We start from the raw sequence: 19,148 nt of genomic DNA, 5'->3' as shown, positions 1-19,148 counted from the left end.
GTGTTACCGCTCGACTTGCATGTGTTAGGCCTGCCGCCAGCGTTCAATCTGAGCCATGATCAAACTCTTCAATTAAAGTTTTTTGCTTCACCTCGAAAGGGTCAGCGGCTCAACGAATTCTGTATTACATATTGCTATGAACACTCATTCATTAAGTAAATTTTTGATTGCTTCGTTAGAAGCAATTTCGAATAACTTAATCTCTGTGAGTGTCCACACAGATTTGCTTGTCATATTGTTAAAGAGCGTTGCCTGCTTGGCGTTCTCAGCGAACCGTTCCAAGTGGCTAGGGCTGCGTATTCTACACTTCCCGTTGTTGGCGTCAAGCGTTTATTTTAAGAAGTTTTTCAAGCGATGATTCTTTGTACAAGACACATCAGATGAAGCTCTTAAACCGCTTGTCACCAGATTCAAATCTCTTTCGATTTTCGAATCCCTAACACCGCTGCAAGTCCCGTGCTATCTAGCGTTTACGTTGGGTAGTTGGCCTGCTGTGCCGTGTCAGTGGATGCGCATTATAGGGAGATTTAAGATGAGCGCAAGAGGCTTTCTTAATTAAATGAGAATATTCGAATCAAATGCATAGTTATCAAACGATACGTACAAAAAAGGGGCTGAAAGCCCCATTTTTATATGTTTTGTCTCTTTAGGTTAGTTACCGAAGAAGCGTGATTCTTGCTTTGCTTCTATCTCGCCGTCATCCGTAACCACTTTAAAGTTAATATGAGTCATTGTTCTAGAGAGATCGACGGGGTCAACAGCAACACTAATTGGTAGAGTCAGAACCTCCCCCCCTTCGATAGTGACTTGTTGCGGACCAATCCATTCATAGTTAGCTAATCCTTCGACACTCATATTATAGATATGTGCGCTTTCAGTTTTATTGAGGATCTTCAAGGTGAAGGTGTTTTCAATCAAACCAGCATCGGTTTCTCTGAATAATTGGTTTCGATCTCGGATGATGTCGATACGAATTGGCGCTATCGTCGCAGTTGCATAGATAAAGATGAGTATCATTACCGAAAGTACCACACCATAACCAACAAGCTTAGGTCTAAGTACCTTCTCTTTAATTCCTTCTAGCTTGTTTTCTGTGGTGTAACTAATAAGGCCTTTCTCATAACCCATACGCTCCATCGTAGTATCACAGGCATCGATACAACCACCACAGTTGATACATTCATACTGTAAACCATTACGAATATCGATACCCGTTGGGCATACCTGTACACATAAGTCACAATCGATACAGTCACCCAAGCCCATCGCTTTCGGGTCTGCTTTTCTCGATCTTGGTCCACGCACCTCACCACGCTGTGCATCATAGCCGACTATATAAGTGTTCTTATCAAACATCGCAGACTGGAATCGCGCATAAGGACACATATGCAGACACATGATCTCACGCATCCAACCAGCATTACCGTATGTTGCAAAAGTGAAGAAGATAACCCAGAAATAGATAGCTCCACTGGCATTTAAGCTAAATACCTCTATATAGACTTCACTCGTCGGCACAAAGTAAGAGACAAACGTCATTGCGGTCAGTAAAGAGATAAACAGCCAAGAGGCATGTTTAGCTGTTTTTCGCCATAGTTTGTCAAAACTCCATGGCATCTGATCTAGTTTAATACGCTTATTGCGTGAGCCTTCTAGCTTCTCTTCGAACCAGATAAAGATAAAAGTCCAAACTGTCTGCGGGCAGGTATAGCCGCACCATACTCGGCCTAAATATGTGGTGATAAAAAACAGTCCAAATGCTGCAATCATCAATAATGCAGCTAATAAGGTAAAGTCTTGAGGCCAGATAGTCAGCCCAAACACATGAAACTTCTGCTCTGCAAGATTAAACCAGACAGCCTGACGATCTCCCCATGGGATCCATGGTAGAAGCAAAAAGAACAACATTGCGATCCAACCTATACGGCGACGCAGAGTCGTCCATAGCCCTTCAACGGCCCTGACATAGATACGGTTACGCGGATTAAAGCGGTCTGCCTTAGTCGCATCGGGTTGGTGGATCTTGATTCTTTCAGCTTTTGAGAAGTCTTTTTTATTTTGTTGAGCGTTCATTTTGCAGCCTTACAGCTTTAATATTGCAAGAAAACTAGCTTATTATAACGCTTATAATACAAGTTATTCACCTAGATAGGACTAAAAGATGAAGGGCTGGATCATATTGGCAATAATTGCAGGAACTCTTTACTACCTTTATACAGAAACAGACACCTTAGATGAGCCAATTGCTGAAGTTCAAGGGATCTACCAACAAGCGGAAGATAAGCTAGATAGCATGACGGGAACGCAAATCCAGCGCATCGACGATAAAGTAGATTTATTAAAGACAGATATTGCTGATCGCCTTTCAGCTACCGAACGACAAGCATTACAACTCATCACTCAGTCTCAAGCTAAACTCGATGATTACAAGGATGAGTTTTGTGGCAATGGTGCGAGTCACCACTCAGCATTTAGCAAGGAAAACCAAACCTACATCTGCGATAAGCTCAACTAATATGCTTAACCGCAAGCCGATAATGCAACAGATCTCAGTTAGCCTATAAACTTGATTGACCTGAGATCTGATTCAGCCTAGCCTTTAGCCATTACTGTAATTAAATGAAGTGAAAAGGCTATCAGCTCATGACACAACAAGTATCAGACATTTTTGATCCCGAACTATGGGATCTCGTTCCTGGATTTGATTTCGAAGATGTTACCTACCACAGAGCCAAAGATCAGGGCACTGTGCGTATCGCGATTAACCGCCCTGATTGCCTCAATTCATTCCGCCCAAAGACTGTCGATGAGCTATATATAGCACTGGATCATGCTCGCCAATGGTCTGACGTTGGTTGTGTATTGTTAACGGGCAACGGTCCTTCAGCCAAAGGGCAATGGTCTTTCAGTGCTGGCGGCGATCAGCGTATTCGTGGTAAGGACGGCTATAAATATGAAGGTGCTGAAGAGGGTACGCCAGATGTTGCTCGCATGGGCCGTCTTCATATCCTCGAAGTTCAGCGCTTAATCCGCTTTATGCCTAAGGTGGTTATCGCTGTCGTGCCGGGTTGGGCTGTTGGTGGGGGCCACAGCTTGCATGTAGTGTGCGACCTAACCCTTGCTTCAAAAGAACACGCTGTATTCAAGCAAACCGATCCAGACGTTGGTAGTTTCGATTCAGGCTATGGCAGTGCCTATCTTGCTAAGATGATAGGCCAAAAGCGTGCTCGTGAAATATTCTTCTTAGGCTTTAACTATTCAGCCGAAGAAGCTTTCGACATGGGTATGGTAAACCGCGCCATTCCTCACCAGGATTTAGAGACTGAAGCGTTAAAGTGGGCTAAGGAGATCAACTCTAAGTCACCAACGGCGATGCGTATGTTGAAGTACGGTTTTAACCTGCCAGACGATGGCTTAGTGGGTCAGCAACTATTTGCAGGTGAAGCAACCCGTTTAGCTTACGGAACCGAGGAAGCCAGAGAAGGCCGTGACGCCTTCCTTGAGAAGCGCGACCAAGACTTCTCCTCTTTCCCGTGGCACTACTAATCTCTTAGCAAGCCTTAGCCCATCAGTGAATTCGTTGATGGGCTCAATATAATCAAATCACTGCTCTAATCTATTTATCCTATTAAATAAATCTAAGTATTCCTCTTTAAGTTGCAAATAAGAACTATTATCATTTAATTAATTCAAATAGGGGAACTCACCATGATTAAGACCATGACTTTTGCAATACTTCACTTTAGCGTAGCTTTCACTATTACTTACCTATTGACCGGGAGTGTGGTCATTGGTGGCGCAGTTGCATTAATCGAGCCCGCTATCAATACAGTTGTGTTCTACTTCCATGAAAAGGTATGGAAAGGAATTGAGTCAAAAAATGCGTTAACCACAGCAGCGGCATAAATGATTCGTTACTCTTTATCGGAACGGTTCAAACCCAACTTATTCGCCAAAGGGGCTATCGCTCCCCCCTGAATAAAGACTGAGAATAATACGATAAAGAACACCATATGCACGATATCTAAGGAGCCCGCCACGCCAGCCGCAGCTGGAATTAATGCAAATACAATTGGTGTTGCACCTTTTAAGCCTATTGCAGAGATAAACAAGCGCTTCTTCCAGCTCGCCTTAACAAATGGCAGGTAACAGAGCTGCACTGCTAAAGGTCTAGCCACCAGTATCAATAGTAGCGCCGGCAATAATGAGCTTACAAACACCGTTGCCAATGACTGTGGGAAGATCTGTAACCCTAGCACGATAAACATCAGCGCCTGCGCCAACCAAGATAAACTATTAAAGAAGTGCAGATTAACCAACTGCCCACGCTTAATACCATTGCCTATCACCACACCAGCAATATAAGAGGCGAGCAAGATATTGCCCCCTAGTAATTCGGCGCCATAGGTCGCAATAACAAAGCTGGCTAAAACAAACACCGGAATAAGACCAAACTCAGATAGGTGAATGCGATTAAGTAGCGATACTGCGACTTTAGCCACCAGCCAACCAACAACCATGGCGACACCTATTTGGGTTACCAGTTCCAGAGCTATATCTGATGCCGCTATGCTCTTACCCGTCGAAAGCGCCATATCGGTTAGAAAGATAACCAATAGCATGGCGACCGGGTCGTTGGTGGCCGACTCAAACTCCAATACCGTATCGGTCTGCTCTTTAAGCTTTAACTTTTTAGACTCGAGAATAGAGAATACGGCTGCGGCATCGGTAGATGACACGATTGCAGCAAACAGCAGGCAGGTTATAAAGTCGAAATCCAACAAAGCATATAAAATGACGCCAAAAATCAGAGTAGTAAACAGTACGCCAAAGGAGGCCAGTACGCCGCCCTCTTTATAAGCCACTTTAATTTTATCAGTTGAGGTGTTTATGCCACCTACAAACACAATCATGTTTAGCGCCAAACCACCGATCCACGCAGTCTTATCTAAATCATCATAGACAAAGTTAAACTCGCCATTACCTAACATAAGCCCTACGCCCATGAAGATCAGCAGTGACGGTATACCTAAGGTTCTCGAGGGGTGATGCAGCAATATTCCGACTAAGATCAAAACAGACATACCAATCATGATCATTTCAGTCGTCATAGCGAGTACCTTTAGGTGAATTGTGTGATGAATAATAATTAGCGCGTGTCGATACAGGAGATTTTACGATGAGAGTGATTGGTATTAGAGGCATCAATTCTTCACATTAAAGTCGAAAATACCCCTGTAATAGTCTCTGTCATAAAAGTTTAATAATAAATTTATCTCTTACTCGAACAAGCGAAACATAACATAAAACCACCCTCAAATTGTTAAAACAAACTTAATGATAAGTTAAGACCGGCTTTACAGTGGTAATAAAACACCCACCACAATCCTCTTCAAAGCCTTAAAAAACCTGGAAAACAGCCTTTAAATTACTAGTTAAGAAATCTTGCCTTAATTATTGTTTATTTAACAACTAAGCCGCTATAGGACTCCTCTCCAAACCTTGTCATATTCCTATCGGCTCATACGCCATACTCTCAACTCAATAAAGCTGTCACCTAATTGTCATATTCCTCTGTCTTAATGCGCTTGCCTTCAGTGAGGCACTAACTTGGTTTTGTAAATAACTCGTATCTAAGCGACCAAACAATAGAGTGGAAATCGTAATGAAAAAAGTATTTGGCTTGTTAACCGCAGTAGGTCTAATGACGACACCACTTGCCCATGCAAGCACGGTAACAGTATCAGGTTCGACATCTGTAGCTCACGTAATGGAAGTGCTTGCAGAAAACTATCAAAACACCACTAACACTAACGTTGAAGTACAAAGTACTGGCTCATCGGCTGGCATTCGTGCAGCGAAAGATGGTACCAGCATGATTGGTATGTCTTCACGCAACGTCAAAGAAAGCGAGCTCAATAGCAATACTAAAGAGATAGTTATCGCACGTGATGGTATTGCGGCAGCTGTGAACAAGGCTAACCCAGTGAAAAACCTCACCCAAGAGCAGATATCAAAAATCTATCGTGGTGAAATTAAGAATTGGCAAGAGGTTGGCGGTGAAGCTCGCCCAATCGTTGTGGTTACCCGTGAGAATGGCTCGGGAACTCGCGGTGCATTTGAAGAAATAATGAAGCTACAACGCACGATTAACGGCCACAAGGTCACAGCTATCTCACCAACAGCCCAAGTAGGCAACGGTAATGGCATGATCAAGACCATTGTCGCCAACAACCCATATGCTATCGGCTATATCTCTCTTGGCAGTGTCGATGACAGCTTACGCGCTATCGATGTAGATGGTATCGCAGCGACAGAGAAAAACATCGTCGCTGGCGACTATCAAATTGCCCGTCCATTTATCGTATTAATGGACAAGCAGGCCCCAAAAAATGCCAACGACTTTATTAACTACATCTTATCGAAAGATGGTCAAAGCATAGTGGCTGCAGAAGGCTATATCCCTGTTCAATAATTCAATGACAAGATACAGAGGAAGCCCTTTCCTCTGTATCAACCGTTCATTATAGGTAGATGTCGAGGTTAAGTGATGACAACAGCCAGTAAAGTCCAACCACAAGGACTTAAACTCGCTCCAGCAAAGTCCTATGACTGGAAAGAGATGAGTTTTCATATACTCTTCCTTAGTTGCGCCATGGTTGGCGTGCTTTCGGTCGCAACCATAGGATGGTTTGTCTTTAGCGAAGGCTTACCCGCCTTTAAAGAGGCTGGCGTTTCGCAGATGATATTAGGCAAGGAGTGGCTTCCGCCAGCACTGTTTGGCTTGCTGCCAATGATAGTCGCATCACTTATCTCTACCGCTGGCGCAGTGGTTATTGGTGTCCCCATCGCGTTGCTTACGGCAGTGTTCTTAGCCGAATTAGCCCCAAACTGGTTAGCCAATATAATTCGCCCTGCAGTTGAGCTACTAGCTGGTATCCCCTCAGTGGTTTATGGCTTCTTTGGCTTGGTCATTATTGTGCCAGCCATCGAGACCATTTTTAATATTCCTGCAGGTAATACCATACTTGCCGGCGTAATCGTGTTGGCCATCATGATCTTGCCAACTGTGATTACGATTTCGGAAACCTCACTGCGCGCCCTACCTCCAACCTATAAAGAGGGAGCGCTCGCGTTAGGGGCTTCGCACATCTTCAGTATCTTTAAAGTTCTTATTCCTGCCGCACGCAGCGGTATTTACACAGGCATAGCCTTAGGTGTCGCACGCGCAATAGGGGAAACCATGGCAATCATCATGGTGATGGGTAACGCACCTGCAATGCCCGGCTCGATACTCGAACCAGCTAGAACCTTAACCGCCAATATTGCCATGGAGATGTCGTACGCTACCGGGATCCATGCCAACGCTCTGTACTCGACAGGCATAGTGCTACTGGCCTTCATCGTATTACTAAACGGTTCACTGCTTTATCTCAACCGCAAGCGAGCTCACTAATGTTACAACTTTCACGAGACAACCAAGATAAGCTGATGTTGGCCGCCATTTGGGCCGCTGCGGCAACAACACTACTATTTTTACTTTGGGTGGTTTGGCACATCTTAAGCAATGGCCTAGATCATGTCAGTTGGGAATTTATCACTGGCGCCTACACACGTATCGGTGAAGCCTCGGGTATTTGGGCGATGATAGTGTCAACCGTCTACATGGTCGGTCTATCACTGGCCTTCGCCGCCCCTATTGGCATCATGACGGCTATCTACCTAACCGAATATGCCGCGCCGGGGAGTAAAGTCGTTAAGGTCATCCGCTTCTGCACTGAATCGTTGGCAGGTATTCCGTCGATTGTTTACGGTCTATTCGGTATGACTTTCTTCGTCACAACCCTAGGGCTAGGCTTCTCAATTCTTTCGGGGGCGTTGACATTAGCCATGCTGATACTACCTGTGATCATCCGTACCACAGAGGAAGCACTACTATCTGTGCCTATGAGTTATCGCGAGGGCGGCTATGCTCTGGGTAGCTCGAAAATTTACACAATCTGCCGCTTAGTACTTCCAAGCGCATTACCGGGTATCGTTACCTCAATCATCCTAAGTACGGGCAGAGTCATAGGTGAATCAGCCCCGGTATTTTTAACTGCGGGCATGGTGACTCAAATACCTGAATCAGTCTTAGAGTCTGGCCGAACCTTAACGGTTCACCTTTATAAACTGACTCAAGAACTCTTTACTCAACACGAGTGGGATCAGGCCTATGCTACCGCCACAGTGTTGATTGTCTTGGTACTTATCTTAAACCTGGCAACCAAAGTGATTGCCTCACGTTTAAATCGCTCATCTAAGTAAGGTTATCTCCATGAATAAGCTAGAAGTGAACAACTTAAACCTATTTTACGGCGACAACCATGCGCTAAAGAATATCTCATTAACCATACCAGCTCGCCAAGTCACCGCATTGATAGGCCCTTCAGGCTGTGGTAAATCAACCCTGCTGCGCACACTAAACCGTATGAATGACTTAGTGGCTGGTGTGAAGATAGATGGTGATGTGATGTTTGAAGGCAACAATATCTATCAAGATGTTGATGTAAAACACCTAAGAATGCGTGTGGGTATGGTGTTTCAAAAGCCTAACCCTTTCCCAATGAGTATCTATGAGAACGTTGCCTTTGGGCTCAGAGCTCAGGGGATTAAAGACAAGCAAGTGCTCGATGATACCGTAGAGGAATCGCTGCGCAGCGCAGCCCTGTGGGATGAAGTAAAAGACAGACTGAATACGCCAGCATTTGGCTTATCTGGCGGACAGCAACAGCGTTTATGTATTGCTCGCACCATCGCAATGAAGCCTGAAGTCATTTTAATGGATGAGCCCACCAGCGCACTCGACCCGATTGCGACCCACAAAATCGAGGAGTTAATGGATGAACTACGCAAACAGTTCACCATTGTCATCGTCACTCATTCGATGAATCAGGCCAAGCGGATCTCAGACAAGACCGCCTTCTTCTGGATGGGAGAGTTAGTAGAGCACGGAGAAACCACCCAGGTATTCAATCAACCACGTGATCAGCGAACTCATGGCTATGTCAGCGGTCAGTTTGGTTAAGTCAGATAACGCTCACTATAAATAGTGAGCGTTTTTTCTTTCCATATAGTACATAAGGGCGAGATAACCGATAGTCTCCCAGCTAAAATACTGACTTTAGCCTACAGGCTTGTTTAAACTAGATTATTAAGATAGCTTCGGGGTTATTGCTGAATTGATTAAAGAGACCCTTATACATGGAAAGAATAAGAGAAGCTCAAGAATGCCTGCAAAGAGAGTTTGAAATCTATAACAACGCATCCAGCAAAAAGCTCCCCGCTCTCGATATAAACTGTCCCGAAAACCTTGAGACAATGCTGGAGTTTGTCACTCGCAGAGAATCTCTGAAGCAAACGAAGAAACCAACCTACCCACCTGCGGCGAAACTCAAATCGGCTATAGCTGACACCTTATTATTACTAGATAATTTCGATATGAAAGAGTTTAAAGAGAAAGGCGCAAAAGATAAGTAAGCCTTAACTAGTTAATATCAGGGTTTTACGCTATGCACCTTGGTTAACCACTCACAGTGAAATAAAAACAAAGACGCAGGTAGGTATCAACAAAATAATAACCTTCCGTTTTTCAGAAATGATAGTTTTAATTTGAGAACTTGCTAATAATAAATCTGTTCCTATAATGCCTAAAACCGGAGCGTCCACAAACGTTCCGGTTTTTTTGTGCCTGAAATAAACTCAGGAATTAATTTAATATCCGATAAAACTACTTTTTATCGGCGGTTTTGCTGCGCGCAAAATCCATGTAAGGAATAAACTATGCGTATTGAACAAGATCTAAAATTAGGTTTTAAAGATGTTCTTATCCGACCTAAGCGTTCAACGTTGAAGAGCCGTTCTCAAGTAGACTTAAACCGTCAATTTACTTTTAAGCATAGTGGCAAGACTTGGTCTGGAGTGCCAATTATTGCTGCCAACATGGATTCTGTAGCTAGCTTTGAAATGGCTGCTAGCCTAGCCGAGCACAATGTAATGACTGCTGTTCATAAGCATTACAGTGTCGGGCAGTGGAGCGAATTTGTAGCAAACCAAACTGCAGATGTATTGAAACACGTTATGGTTTCTAGCGGCACCTCTGATGCAGACTTTATCAAACTTAGTGAAATTCTATCGATGTCTGAAGACCTTACCTTCATCTGTATCGATATCGCTAACGGCTACTCTGAACACCTCGTTGATTACGTGCGTAAAGTAAGACAAGCACACCCAATGAAAGTCATCAGTGCAGGTAACGTGGTTACGGGTGATATGGTCGAAGAGCTCATTATAGCTGGTGCAGATATCGTTAAGGTCGGCATTGGCCCAGGTTCTGTATGTACGACACGTGTTAAAACTGGTGTTGGCTATCCACAACTTTCAGCCATTATCGAATGTGCCGATGCAGCGCACGGTTTAGGTGGACAGATCATCGGTGACGGTGGCTGTAGTTGTGCCGGTGATGTTGCTAAAGCCTTCGGCGGTGGTGCTGACTTCGTTATGCTTGGCGGTATGTTAGCTGGCCACGAAGAGAGCGGCGGAGAAGTCGTTGAGCAAGACGGTAAGAAAATGGTTAAGTTCTATGGCATGTCGTCACAATCGGCCATGGATAAGCACTCTGGCGGCGTAGCAAAATACCGCGCAGCAGAAGGCAAAACTGTATTGCTGCCATTCAGGGGCAGCGTAGATGGCACGATTTCAGACATCATGGGCGGCGTGCGCTCAACTTGTACCTATGTTGGTGCTGCGTCTCTAAAAGAGCTGACTAAGCGTACAACCTTCATCCGAGTCCAGGAACAAGAAAATAACGTTTACGGTAAAGAGTAAGCCATAAGGCAACTTACTTTAAACATATTATTATCTATCACATGATTTAAATTATAGGGGCTTTATAAAAGGCCCCTATTTAATATATTCATATTCTTATAATTTAAATTAAATACGAATAATGGCTTTGATTGTATCACCCAATTATTCCCCTACCTCCTAACAAAACTAATTAGATAAAACCAATCCGCCAATCACATAATTTCTTTTATTTAATTTCCTCTCCTTCCGTTGACTTAAGCTGTTTTATGATCTTCATCAATTCTTAAACAGCTACATTTGTTAACTTAAGGTTAATACAGAATGGAATATCTGAGCGGAATTAGAGCGGAGGGCTTGTGAACTGGGAAAGGTTTTCTAACTGGCAGTATCAGTTGATAGAGACCATGAGTCGCAGAGAGATTAAAGGAGAAGATTTTAGTTACCTTTCCGATGCGCTAAGGGTCGATGCAATAACCATCACGGTGATCGATACTTGCTTAAAACGGCAGCATACCTGGTCACCTGAAATATCTGAAAATGATATTCGGTTTTATCAACAACATTGGCGACACGATATCTTCCTCAACGCCTACCTTCGCAAAGGTCTTCTCAATAGTTCACAAATAATGGAGAGCCTAGTCGACCCTGCTAGAATTCAAGATGATAACTGGTGTGAAAGCCTTCTCCCTTATGTGCATTACCACTCAACCATAGGTCTGCTTTTAGGGATAAGTCAGCACCTGTACCTGTTTTTTACCGCTCACCAGCTCAATAAAGAATTTAACCGTGGCACACGGCGGTTACATGAGAAACTAGGGCACTCGATACAGCCATGGGTCAACGCCTTTCACGCTAAACAGTTAGCCGATATGGAGCAGGATAAAGCGCTGTGCCGCTGTCAAAAGCACTTTCCCATCACTACCGAGCAGCAACCAGTAAAGCTCACCCCAGCCGAATATCAGGTGTTAAGCCTATTAATGGGTGGTCACTCCGGCTCCGATATCGCCGACATACGTCGAGTCAGCAAGGAAACCGTTAAGAGTCAGATAAAAAGCGTACTACACAAAACAGGCTCTAAACACCAAAACCAACTTTTGTGGCGCTACAGTCATGACCAACTACTCGTAACTATTGGCTTTAATAGCTAATAATCACGGCAACTAAAATAGTAAAAAGCCTGCAAAAAACTGCAGGCTTTACGCTATTTAAGCTTTAAATGCATTATGGTTTAACTTGTTTAATGGCAATGGCATAGGCAGAAAACTCACTTTCCCCCTCGGCCCATTGTGAAACCACGACCATGATGTCTTTGTCTTGGTTCATCGCCCACTTATCCTCTTCACCAACAAATAGGCCATCGACTAGACTCATCTGCATAGATTGCTCAGTTAGCACCTCATCTTCTGAGGTCGCCACATGACTCCAAGCGGCAAGACCATCAGCATCAAACTCCAACTCTACGATCCAGTAACCAAAGCCGTCAGGGTTCATACTGCCATCATCGGGCATCTGTAAATTATACAGGCGCCAACGCCCCTCTAAGTCGGCAAGTGCGGGAGAGGTGTTTGCCTTCAGCAGTACCGACATATTCTGCCGTGTATCTTTATGGCTATGACGTAAGATGAGATCTTTTCCGCGAGACAGATAAGTCACGGCAACTTCATCGTCGTCCTCTATGGTGATCTTGCCCATCTCATCCATCGCAAACTGAACGGTCTCGACTTCACCACTCGCTTGCTGATTACCTAAAGTCAGCTCTGTAATATCAGCCTTACCTTGGTCATCAATCACGACCTTATCGATCCAAACACCAAACTCGTTCTGATTAAAGTTGGCGCTGACAGGGGTTTCAATGCCTGTTCCCCACCATTGGCCTTGGAGATTACTCAGTTGCTGATCTCCTGCTAGTTTAATAGCCAAGCCAAGCTCCTGCTCACCATCTTCACTAAAGTAGTTAGCTATCTTATCTTTATTGCTGCTCAAGCCCATATCGAGGTTTTCAATATCTGGAAAAATCAACATCCCACTATCACTGAGCTCGACTTCGTAGGTATCGGTATCTAGCTCACCATAACTCTTAACCTTAGCTTCCATGGTGACATTGCCCGCAGCATCTATGATCCACTCCTCGACCACATAATTAAAGGCATCGGCGGAGTATGTTCCGGCAACAGGGATGGTAAAGAACACCGAATGCCATTGCCCAGTTAAGTCAGTCAATTGATAGCCTCGACTCTGACCAAAGTGAGCAAGCGCCTCATCGGTATCGACGAGATCCTCGGCTGTTAACCCCGATGCAACCAACGCTTCTTGTGCCTGCTCATCAAAGTTATCGGCTGTCGGATCCACCTCATGGCCTGCTAAGACTTCATGAATATCTTCTGCTAATTGAATTCCCGTGTCCGGATCATTGTCGGTATCGAGCGACTGCAGTAAACGTAAGGTGTTGATCACCCCAGTATGAGCAGCCGTATCCGTTTGATACAGATCCATCGGAGTTACCTCATCCTGACCTGCGACGCTCGGAAAACGTGTTGCACCTATATAGAACTCTACAGATTCACCTTCGTTATAACTAAACTGTCCTTGAGCGTCGGTCACCCCACTGTGATCAGTGGTCTCATATCCGATCCCCGCCACAGGGCTATCAGAAAATATCCCTGTTAATACCTTTGGTTGAGGTTCAGGAGTCGGTGTGGGGGAGTCATCACTATCGCTACCACAGGCAGCAAGCACTAATATGCTACTCACTGCCAAGGCCGATACGCTAAGCCTGATTAAATTTTTCATTATTTCTCTCCTTGATACTGGCCTACAGTTAGCATGCGGTAACCCAACAACAGCGGCATCCCCCCTTAGGGGGATAGGTAAGAAGAGATAAAGCACTAATACAAAAAAACCTCCACTAGGGAGGTTTTTTAAACTTGTCGATGGACAATATAGTTAGATCAATAATTGCCTTTAAAAAGGATATTTTTTAAGCAAAAAACAATAAACTTTGATCTTTTAAAAGGAAAGCCACCCAAACAATAACAAATAAACAACAATAAAGTTTGATCATTATCAATGAGTATGTAGAACAACTATTTGTGCTTACTCACATCAGGCCTGCCAAGGTTGACTTTATTTGGCGGTGATATTCTCGAAAAGTAATTGGCTGGTCGATGAAACCAACACTTGCCAAGTAGATCGTGCTGGATGCATTATTGATGGCCATATGGCGTCGCAGACCAACTGAAAATATATTAATACACTCAGACCAAGGCTCACAGTAAGCCAGTGGTGACTGGCAAAAGTTTTGTCAGCGGCATGCATGAGTCGTCGTAGTGACAGCTGGAATAACGCCGTGGCCTAATCACTTTTTAGCTGCTTAAAGAAAGAGTTTAAAAGCGGATCTATAAAACTCGTGAACTGGCGCGTAGCAATGCCTTCGATTACATTGAATTGTTTTATAATCGCCATCGCCGTCATACGCACCTAGGAAGAGTGAGTCCAGAGGTATTTGAAGCAATCTCAAAATGAGACTGTAAAATCCCTAGGGTTCAGAGGCCAGTCCAAGGTGGAGTGGACCTCGTTCAGTAGAGCTCCTCCATAAACAACATGGCAATATGCCAGCCCACTTCTCTTAATACCATATTGAGTGCAGTGCACCGATGTATAACATCGATACTATACATTAAAATAAAACCTTCGGCCTAAAGCAATTTAGCGTGCGCCCTAGTAATGGGAATCCCCCACGACTCAAGTGGGGGAAAATGTCAACAAATGTCTCTAATGAGGTAGGCTAGAGAAACTTAACCTAAAGGATAAATAACTTCGACTTTGAGTGTTAGTGAACATGCACCAACAGTGTTCCAATCAACTGCTGTAGGGTCAAATGCTTCACCATTTGCACCATAAACAGGGGTGGACCAGTCAAAGCTATTTAGTTGAGACTGTGCGTAGTCAGTTGAAACTTGAATACGCGCACCAGCGTTACGAGCTCCTAATTCTGGTGAACCGAGCTTCACATTCGAGCGTGTATCGAACTCGTAGTAGTGGATTTCGCCTTTGCTGTTATTAACTAGATTTTTACAGGTGTTATTCTTACCAATAAGCATGGTCACATAGAACTCGCCATCTTCACCTTTATGCATACCTGGGCCGAATGTTGCTGCACTTGCAATTGATTCACCATTTTCTTTACGTTGGGTAATGAAGGTTGCTGCACCTTTAAAGTTCTTGTACTCAGCTAGCTCATATGGTTTTCCATCGTTAGGGAACATAGTGGTGATGTGCTCGCGATTTGCAAGACCGCATGCTGACTTGACATCGCTTGTACCATCGCTTGATTCTTTCCACTCATAGAAGGTGTTTTGCTTACCAAGGCGCGTGTTAAGGTACTCCGCGTTCACAAATGATGCACCATCAGTATTGTAATAGAAGGTTGAAGGGGCTGATGCACCTGTTAAACCGTCCCAATTACCATCGGCAGGGTGAGTTGGGTTGCCTGGTGCACCAGGTTCCGTTGGGGTTACAGGGTCAGTTGGCTCTGGTTCGGCAAAATTGTGACAACTGGTGCAGTTTTCGCCGAAATGCTTGTCAGGTACTTGCTCAGAGTGGCAGTTAGTACATGTACTATTGTCACGGCCTTCATGATTATTAGGCTGGTTTGGCATTGAGTTGACGATTGAATATGAGCGCGCCATTAGTAGCTCTGGCGTTTTACCATTGTTGATATATGGGTTTTCCGGATTTGGATTTTCATAGTCAAAGGTAATGCCAACTTCAGCACATTGCTCCTGGAAGTTGCTGATATAACCAACTGCTTTTTCTTGTAGTTGGTTGTTCGTTGCCGTTAGTTCAGCTGCTTGATTGCGATATTGATCTGACTCTGATTGCACGCTAGCTTTTTCTTTAGTTAGCTTGTCATTTTGAGCTTCAAGTGTTTGAATTTGTTCTTCTAGGTGCGTTGTATCGGTATCATCACTACCACATGCGGTTAATGCGAAAATAGAAGCGCATACAAGGCTTAGTTTAAACGTTTTTTTCATCATATTTCCTTTGTTAGCATATTTGCTATGCAATTAGTTTTTATTCACCCAATTTCTGGTTCTTACTAGTTAAGGCCGGTACTGCTTAAAGGCTGATGATTCATGAATAACCAGCTCGTTCGAGTGGTTTTCAATAATCATCACCGGCAGCGTCATCCTTTCTGCTAATGCTAACGAATCCTTGATCGGCATAATCATCAAAGCGGTGGCTAACCCGTCCGCAGTCATACATGAATCATGAATAACTGTGGTAGACACCACCTGATGCGGTGTAGGTTGGCCGGTTTTGGGGTCTATGATGTGAGAGATGTGTTGACCGTCTTGTTTAAAGTAATTGCGATAATCTCCAGATGTCGCTATCGCTTTATCGGTTAACTCTAAAGCCACCATAGGGCTTGCTGCATCAGCTGCTGGCTTTTCAATGCCCACAACCCAAGGTTGGTTCCTTTTGGTGCCACTCACTTTTACTTCGCCACCAATATCAATCAGAAAGTTGTTGATATCGTTTTTCTTTAGCACCTCGGCGATGGCATCGACCGCATACCCCTTAGCTATGGCTGATAAATTAATGCGAACCTCATTATGCTCACGTGTTAGTTGATGGCCATTGATGGTGATTTTGCCGATACCAACCTTAGTCATGGCTTGTTTTATCTCATCCATGCTCGGCTTCGTAGGCGCTTGTGAGTTTGCGCCGAATCCCCAAAGTTGAACAAGTGGGTCGACGGTGACGTCTAATGTGCCCTTAGTTAATTCACCAAGGCGTATAGCTTCAGTCACGACTTTGGTTAGTACTGGCGAAAGCTTGATATTATTGGTTTGAGTAGAATGATTAATTAGGCTTAGCTCTGAATGTCTATCCCAGGTCGACATTGACTTGTTAACCTCGGTGAGGTGTTCTTCAACTTGATTACGAATATCAATCATATGCTCTACGTCTTTGTGATCACCTACCCAGATAACACGGTAGGTATTGCCCATCGTTTTGCCTTTTAAACGTGGTAAATGCCCAGCATGAGACAGTGTTGAAAGTACAATTGAGCTAATGGCTAGCAGAACTAAGGGCTTACGAAAGCCAATATTCAGATCAATTTTGAAAATAGAGCTTTGTTTCATAGTTTTAATGATGTAGCTGATAACATTCTTTCTTTGATTTTTAAGGTTACAAATTTGAATATAAGCTACGAGACACCTTATTACATATTAATAAGGGTTATTGTTAATTAAAATGTGACGGAGATGTTTCTGGCGAGGACTTAACAATTTAACTTATTGAAAATATTAATATTTTAACCCATCCCACTACTTCTAGACACACGACTAAGTAAATACAATCATTTAGGATCCCCTCATAATTTATATCCCCAGCAGCCGTGAATAAGTGATAACTCTGCCAGCTACCTGACTGCATTGAGTAGGTCATCGACTGACATTGGGGATCTGTCTCGCCGTCGCATCAGCTCTTTTCCCATTCGTACTATCGATAGTACATTACGTTTCTTCACCGTATTAGTCTGGAAGTGTTGTTGCAATTGCTGTACTCCACCAAATATCCAACCCACCAAAATACCAATTGCACCAGCAAGACTATCGGCAGGATATCCATTCTTGCCGCATCACATGTTCGGCTATGGCGTAAACCAAATCCGTAAGCCAGACATTTTAAGTCCCTAAAAGTCTCTTCAATCTGCATTCGCTTTTGGTAAAGATTTTCCACCTTCTTGGGCGGCATCGCTTCCATTGTTAGATTGCTCACCAACTCATAAGGCTCTTTTGCCGTCAATTCATAAGTCCATTGAGCGTTATGTGGCAGTCGGTTGTCGTACTACGTTGACCTTTCGCCCTTTACCTCTCGTTTTAAACAACACCATTTCACAGAGCAAAGGTTTCTAGACTGATAAGACCACCCGACCAACATTGAAGATGCTGTAGATGTCGATGATTTTGAGCACTTATATGAATTACAAACCTTGACTAACTCTTGCCTTAGGGTCGAAACTGGTGATTACTCTCTCCTCAAAATCATTAGACATCTTTTATTTACAGTGGAGGAGAATAGAAGGTGTATCAAAATAAGCAGCTAAACATAAATTATTAACGAACCCAAAAGCAGAGGCATTGGCTAGGTAATTAGCATACAGGATTTTTGAAAATGGAATTTGGCGAGATTTTAAAGAACTATCGAATAAAGAACGGCCTCACACAACAGAAAATGGTTGAGCGCTTGAACGCAGATATCGATTTTGCTGCTGTCACTACTATTGCTTACCATCGCTGGGAAAGTGGTAAAGTCACACCAAACATCAAAAAGCAAGCAAAGGCGTTATTGATACTGGATTGTCGTGATGCGCTCATTGAGCTGTGCCAGCATTGTAAGCGCAGCTTGAAGTTTTTGGATGCGACTATTAAAAGACGATGGAATGTACGCCGATTCGGCTTTGACTATTGTTATGACAACACGGATGGTAGCGCACTGCTATATGAGCGTGTTGAGAAAATACCACTGGCGGCACTGACGTTGCAAGACGCTATTTATGAAAACAGGGCACAGCATATCCATGTGAATGCACAGCAAGTCTTAGATCACAGCACGTTCAACTACACGTTGCTTGTTCGGCATGATAGGCATTTTTATGGGCAGCTAGGGTTTCATGTAATGAGTGTTGATAGGCTTCGAGGTTATTTTGATCATATGAAATACGAAAAGGTCAACACACTGGCTTCTCTTGGCCTTAACGATGATGATGAGGTGGTCTTTTTGTCTGCATTCCATTCGACACGAAAAGATGTGTTTATCACGTTTCTTAAAATGTGGGTGGAAGAGTTATTCAAATTAGAACGCATTCCTCAGTACACGTATTTCCGTTTATATGGTGACATTTTAAACTCACTGATTGTTTCACAGCTGGAGCCTAATTTAGTTACGAAAGGAGGAACTGAACAACCAAGGGTTAAGCACGTTAATAGCGAGTACGAGTGGCTGGGTTATTTGGTTCCGACACACCTGATTTTATTAAGTTACGGCAGTGTATTGGAATGTTATGAGCAGTTGATGGAGGAAAATTAGCATTGATCTTATCCAGTACAGGTTGGATCTACAGCCGCCTTTTTTAAGATGGCCATATAGTCAGCTTGCTCGGCAAGTTGACGTTTAAGCCTAGCCCCTTACGCTGCCAATTCTGCTTCTCTATGTGGTGCTTGTTTTTTTCTCAGCTCAAGAGCGTCAGCTGTAAAGTTGTTATTCATAAAGGTTAAGTTCAGCTCCCT

At 43.7% G+C, this 19,148-nt stretch carries 16 protein-coding genes, 1 rRNA gene and 2 pseudogenes; 12 read left to right on the top strand and 7 right to left on the bottom strand.

The genetic code is table 11. The features are described from left to right. Positions 1 to 75, bottom strand: a 16S ribosomal RNA gene (locus L1D44_RS15185); the annotation flags it as partial. Between the two features lie 576 nt (positions 76 to 651). Next, on the bottom strand, positions 652 to 2,073 hold the full coding sequence (gene ccoG, locus L1D44_RS15180) for a cytochrome c oxidase accessory protein CcoG (protein ID WP_239891938.1): 1,422 nt from the start codon (positions 2,071 to 2,073) through the stop codon (positions 652 to 654). Between the two features lie 88 nt (positions 2,074 to 2,161). Here ccoG and L1D44_RS15175 point away from each other — a divergent pair, with 88 nt between their 5' ends. From L1D44_RS15175 to L1D44_RS15165, 3 genes are all read left to right on the top strand, one after another. After that, positions 2,162 to 2,515 (top strand): hypothetical protein, encoded by a 354-nt coding sequence (locus L1D44_RS15175; protein WP_239891936.1) that lies wholly within the window; start codon positions 2,162 to 2,164, stop codon positions 2,513 to 2,515. A 128-nt stretch (positions 2,516 to 2,643) separates the two neighbouring features. Continuing rightward, positions 2,644 to 3,546: a 1,4-dihydroxy-2-naphthoyl-CoA synthase gene (locus tag L1D44_RS15170; protein WP_239891934.1), complete on the top strand. Its 903-nt coding sequence runs from the start codon at positions 2,644 to 2,646 to the stop codon at positions 3,544 to 3,546. Positions 3,547 to 3,708: 162 nt separating this feature from the next. Continuing rightward, complete coding sequence (locus L1D44_RS15165) at positions 3,709 to 3,906, top strand: DUF2061 domain-containing protein (protein ID WP_239891932.1); 198 nt, start codon at positions 3,709 to 3,711, stop codon at positions 3,904 to 3,906. An 8-nt stretch (positions 3,907 to 3,914) separates the two neighbouring features. On the opposite strand, the gene L1D44_RS15160 is transcribed toward L1D44_RS15165, so the two are convergent. After that, the gene (locus L1D44_RS15160; protein ID WP_239891930.1) at positions 3,915 to 5,111 is read right to left on the bottom strand and encodes a potassium/proton antiporter; all 1,197 of its coding nucleotides are present in this window, start codon (positions 5,109 to 5,111) and stop codon (positions 3,915 to 3,917) included. Between the two features lie 554 nt (positions 5,112 to 5,665). On the opposite strand from L1D44_RS15160, the gene L1D44_RS15155 reads away from it, so the two are divergent. The 7 genes from L1D44_RS15155 to L1D44_RS21865 all read left to right on the top strand — a co-directional run bounded on the left by L1D44_RS15155 (position 5,666) and on the right by L1D44_RS21865 (position 11,996). Then, on the top strand, positions 5,666 to 6,475 hold the full coding sequence (locus L1D44_RS15155; protein WP_239891929.1) for a phosphate ABC transporter substrate-binding protein: 810 nt from the start codon (positions 5,666 to 5,668) through the stop codon (positions 6,473 to 6,475). A gap of 75 nt (positions 6,476 to 6,550) precedes the next feature. Then, positions 6,551 to 7,456 (top strand): phosphate ABC transporter permease subunit PstC, encoded by a 906-nt coding sequence (gene pstC / locus L1D44_RS15150; RefSeq protein WP_239891926.1) that lies wholly within the window; start codon positions 6,551 to 6,553, stop codon positions 7,454 to 7,456. After that, complete coding sequence (pstA, locus tag L1D44_RS15145; RefSeq protein WP_239891924.1) at positions 7,456 to 8,307, top strand: phosphate ABC transporter permease PstA; 852 nt, start codon at positions 7,456 to 7,458, stop codon at positions 8,305 to 8,307. The genes pstC and pstA overlap by 1 nt, the downstream gene beginning before the upstream one ends. A 10-nt stretch (positions 8,308 to 8,317) precedes the next feature. Further along, positions 8,318 to 9,067, top strand: a complete 750-nt coding sequence (gene pstB / locus L1D44_RS15140) for a phosphate ABC transporter ATP-binding protein PstB (RefSeq protein WP_239891922.1) — start codon at positions 8,318 to 8,320, stop codon at positions 9,065 to 9,067. Between the two features lie 176 nt (positions 9,068 to 9,243). Beyond that, positions 9,244 to 9,519: a hypothetical protein gene (locus tag L1D44_RS15135; protein WP_239891920.1), complete on the top strand. Its 276-nt coding sequence runs from the start codon at positions 9,244 to 9,246 to the stop codon at positions 9,517 to 9,519. 303 nt (positions 9,520 to 9,822) lie between these two features. After that, complete coding sequence (locus L1D44_RS15130) at positions 9,823 to 10,866, top strand: GMP reductase (RefSeq protein ID WP_239891918.1); 1,044 nt, start codon at positions 9,823 to 9,825, stop codon at positions 10,864 to 10,866. 338 nt (positions 10,867 to 11,204) lie between these two features. Then, positions 11,205 to 11,996, top strand: coding sequence for a helix-turn-helix transcriptional regulator (locus L1D44_RS21865; protein ID WP_239891916.1), 792 nt, complete (start codon positions 11,205 to 11,207; stop codon positions 11,994 to 11,996). A 73-nt stretch (positions 11,997 to 12,069) separates the two neighbouring features. On the opposite strand, the gene L1D44_RS15120 is transcribed toward L1D44_RS21865, so the two are convergent. Further along, positions 12,070 to 13,638: a hypothetical protein gene (locus L1D44_RS15120; RefSeq protein ID WP_239891914.1), complete on the bottom strand. Its 1,569-nt coding sequence runs from the start codon at positions 13,636 to 13,638 to the stop codon at positions 12,070 to 12,072. Between the two features lie 347 nt (positions 13,639 to 13,985). Here L1D44_RS15120 and L1D44_RS15115 point away from each other — a divergent pair. After that, a pseudogene (locus L1D44_RS15115) lies at positions 13,986 to 14,370 on the top strand (DDE-type integrase/transposase/recombinase); the annotation flags it as partial. Positions 14,371 to 14,642: 272 nt separating this feature from the next. Here L1D44_RS15115 and L1D44_RS15110 read toward each other — a convergent pair. The 3 genes and pseudogenes from L1D44_RS15110 to L1D44_RS15100 all read right to left on the bottom strand — a co-directional run. Further along, a complete protein-coding gene (locus tag L1D44_RS15110; RefSeq protein WP_239891912.1) occupies positions 14,643 to 15,884 on the bottom strand; it encodes a cell division protein ZapB in 1,242 nt (413 codons plus the stop codon). Between the two features lie 66 nt (positions 15,885 to 15,950). After that, on the bottom strand, positions 15,951 to 16,862 hold the full coding sequence (locus tag L1D44_RS15105; RefSeq protein WP_239891910.1) for an FAD:protein FMN transferase: 912 nt from the start codon (positions 16,860 to 16,862) through the stop codon (positions 15,951 to 15,953). A gap of 416 nt (positions 16,863 to 17,278) precedes the next feature. Beyond that, positions 17,279 to 17,797 (bottom strand): annotated as a pseudogene (locus tag L1D44_RS15100) (transposase); the annotation flags it as partial. Between the two features lie 236 nt (positions 17,798 to 18,033). Between L1D44_RS15100 and L1D44_RS15095 the strand changes: the two are divergent. Then, complete coding sequence (locus L1D44_RS15095; protein WP_239891908.1) at positions 18,034 to 18,948, top strand: helix-turn-helix transcriptional regulator; 915 nt, start codon at positions 18,034 to 18,036, stop codon at positions 18,946 to 18,948. Positions 18,949 to 19,148 lie beyond the last annotated feature (200 nt).

Source organism: Shewanella sp. Isolate13, from assembly GCF_022398325.1.
Classification (GTDB): Bacteria; Pseudomonadota; Gammaproteobacteria; order Enterobacterales; family Shewanellaceae; genus Shewanella.
This window is presented reverse-complemented; position numbering and strand designations above follow the sequence as displayed.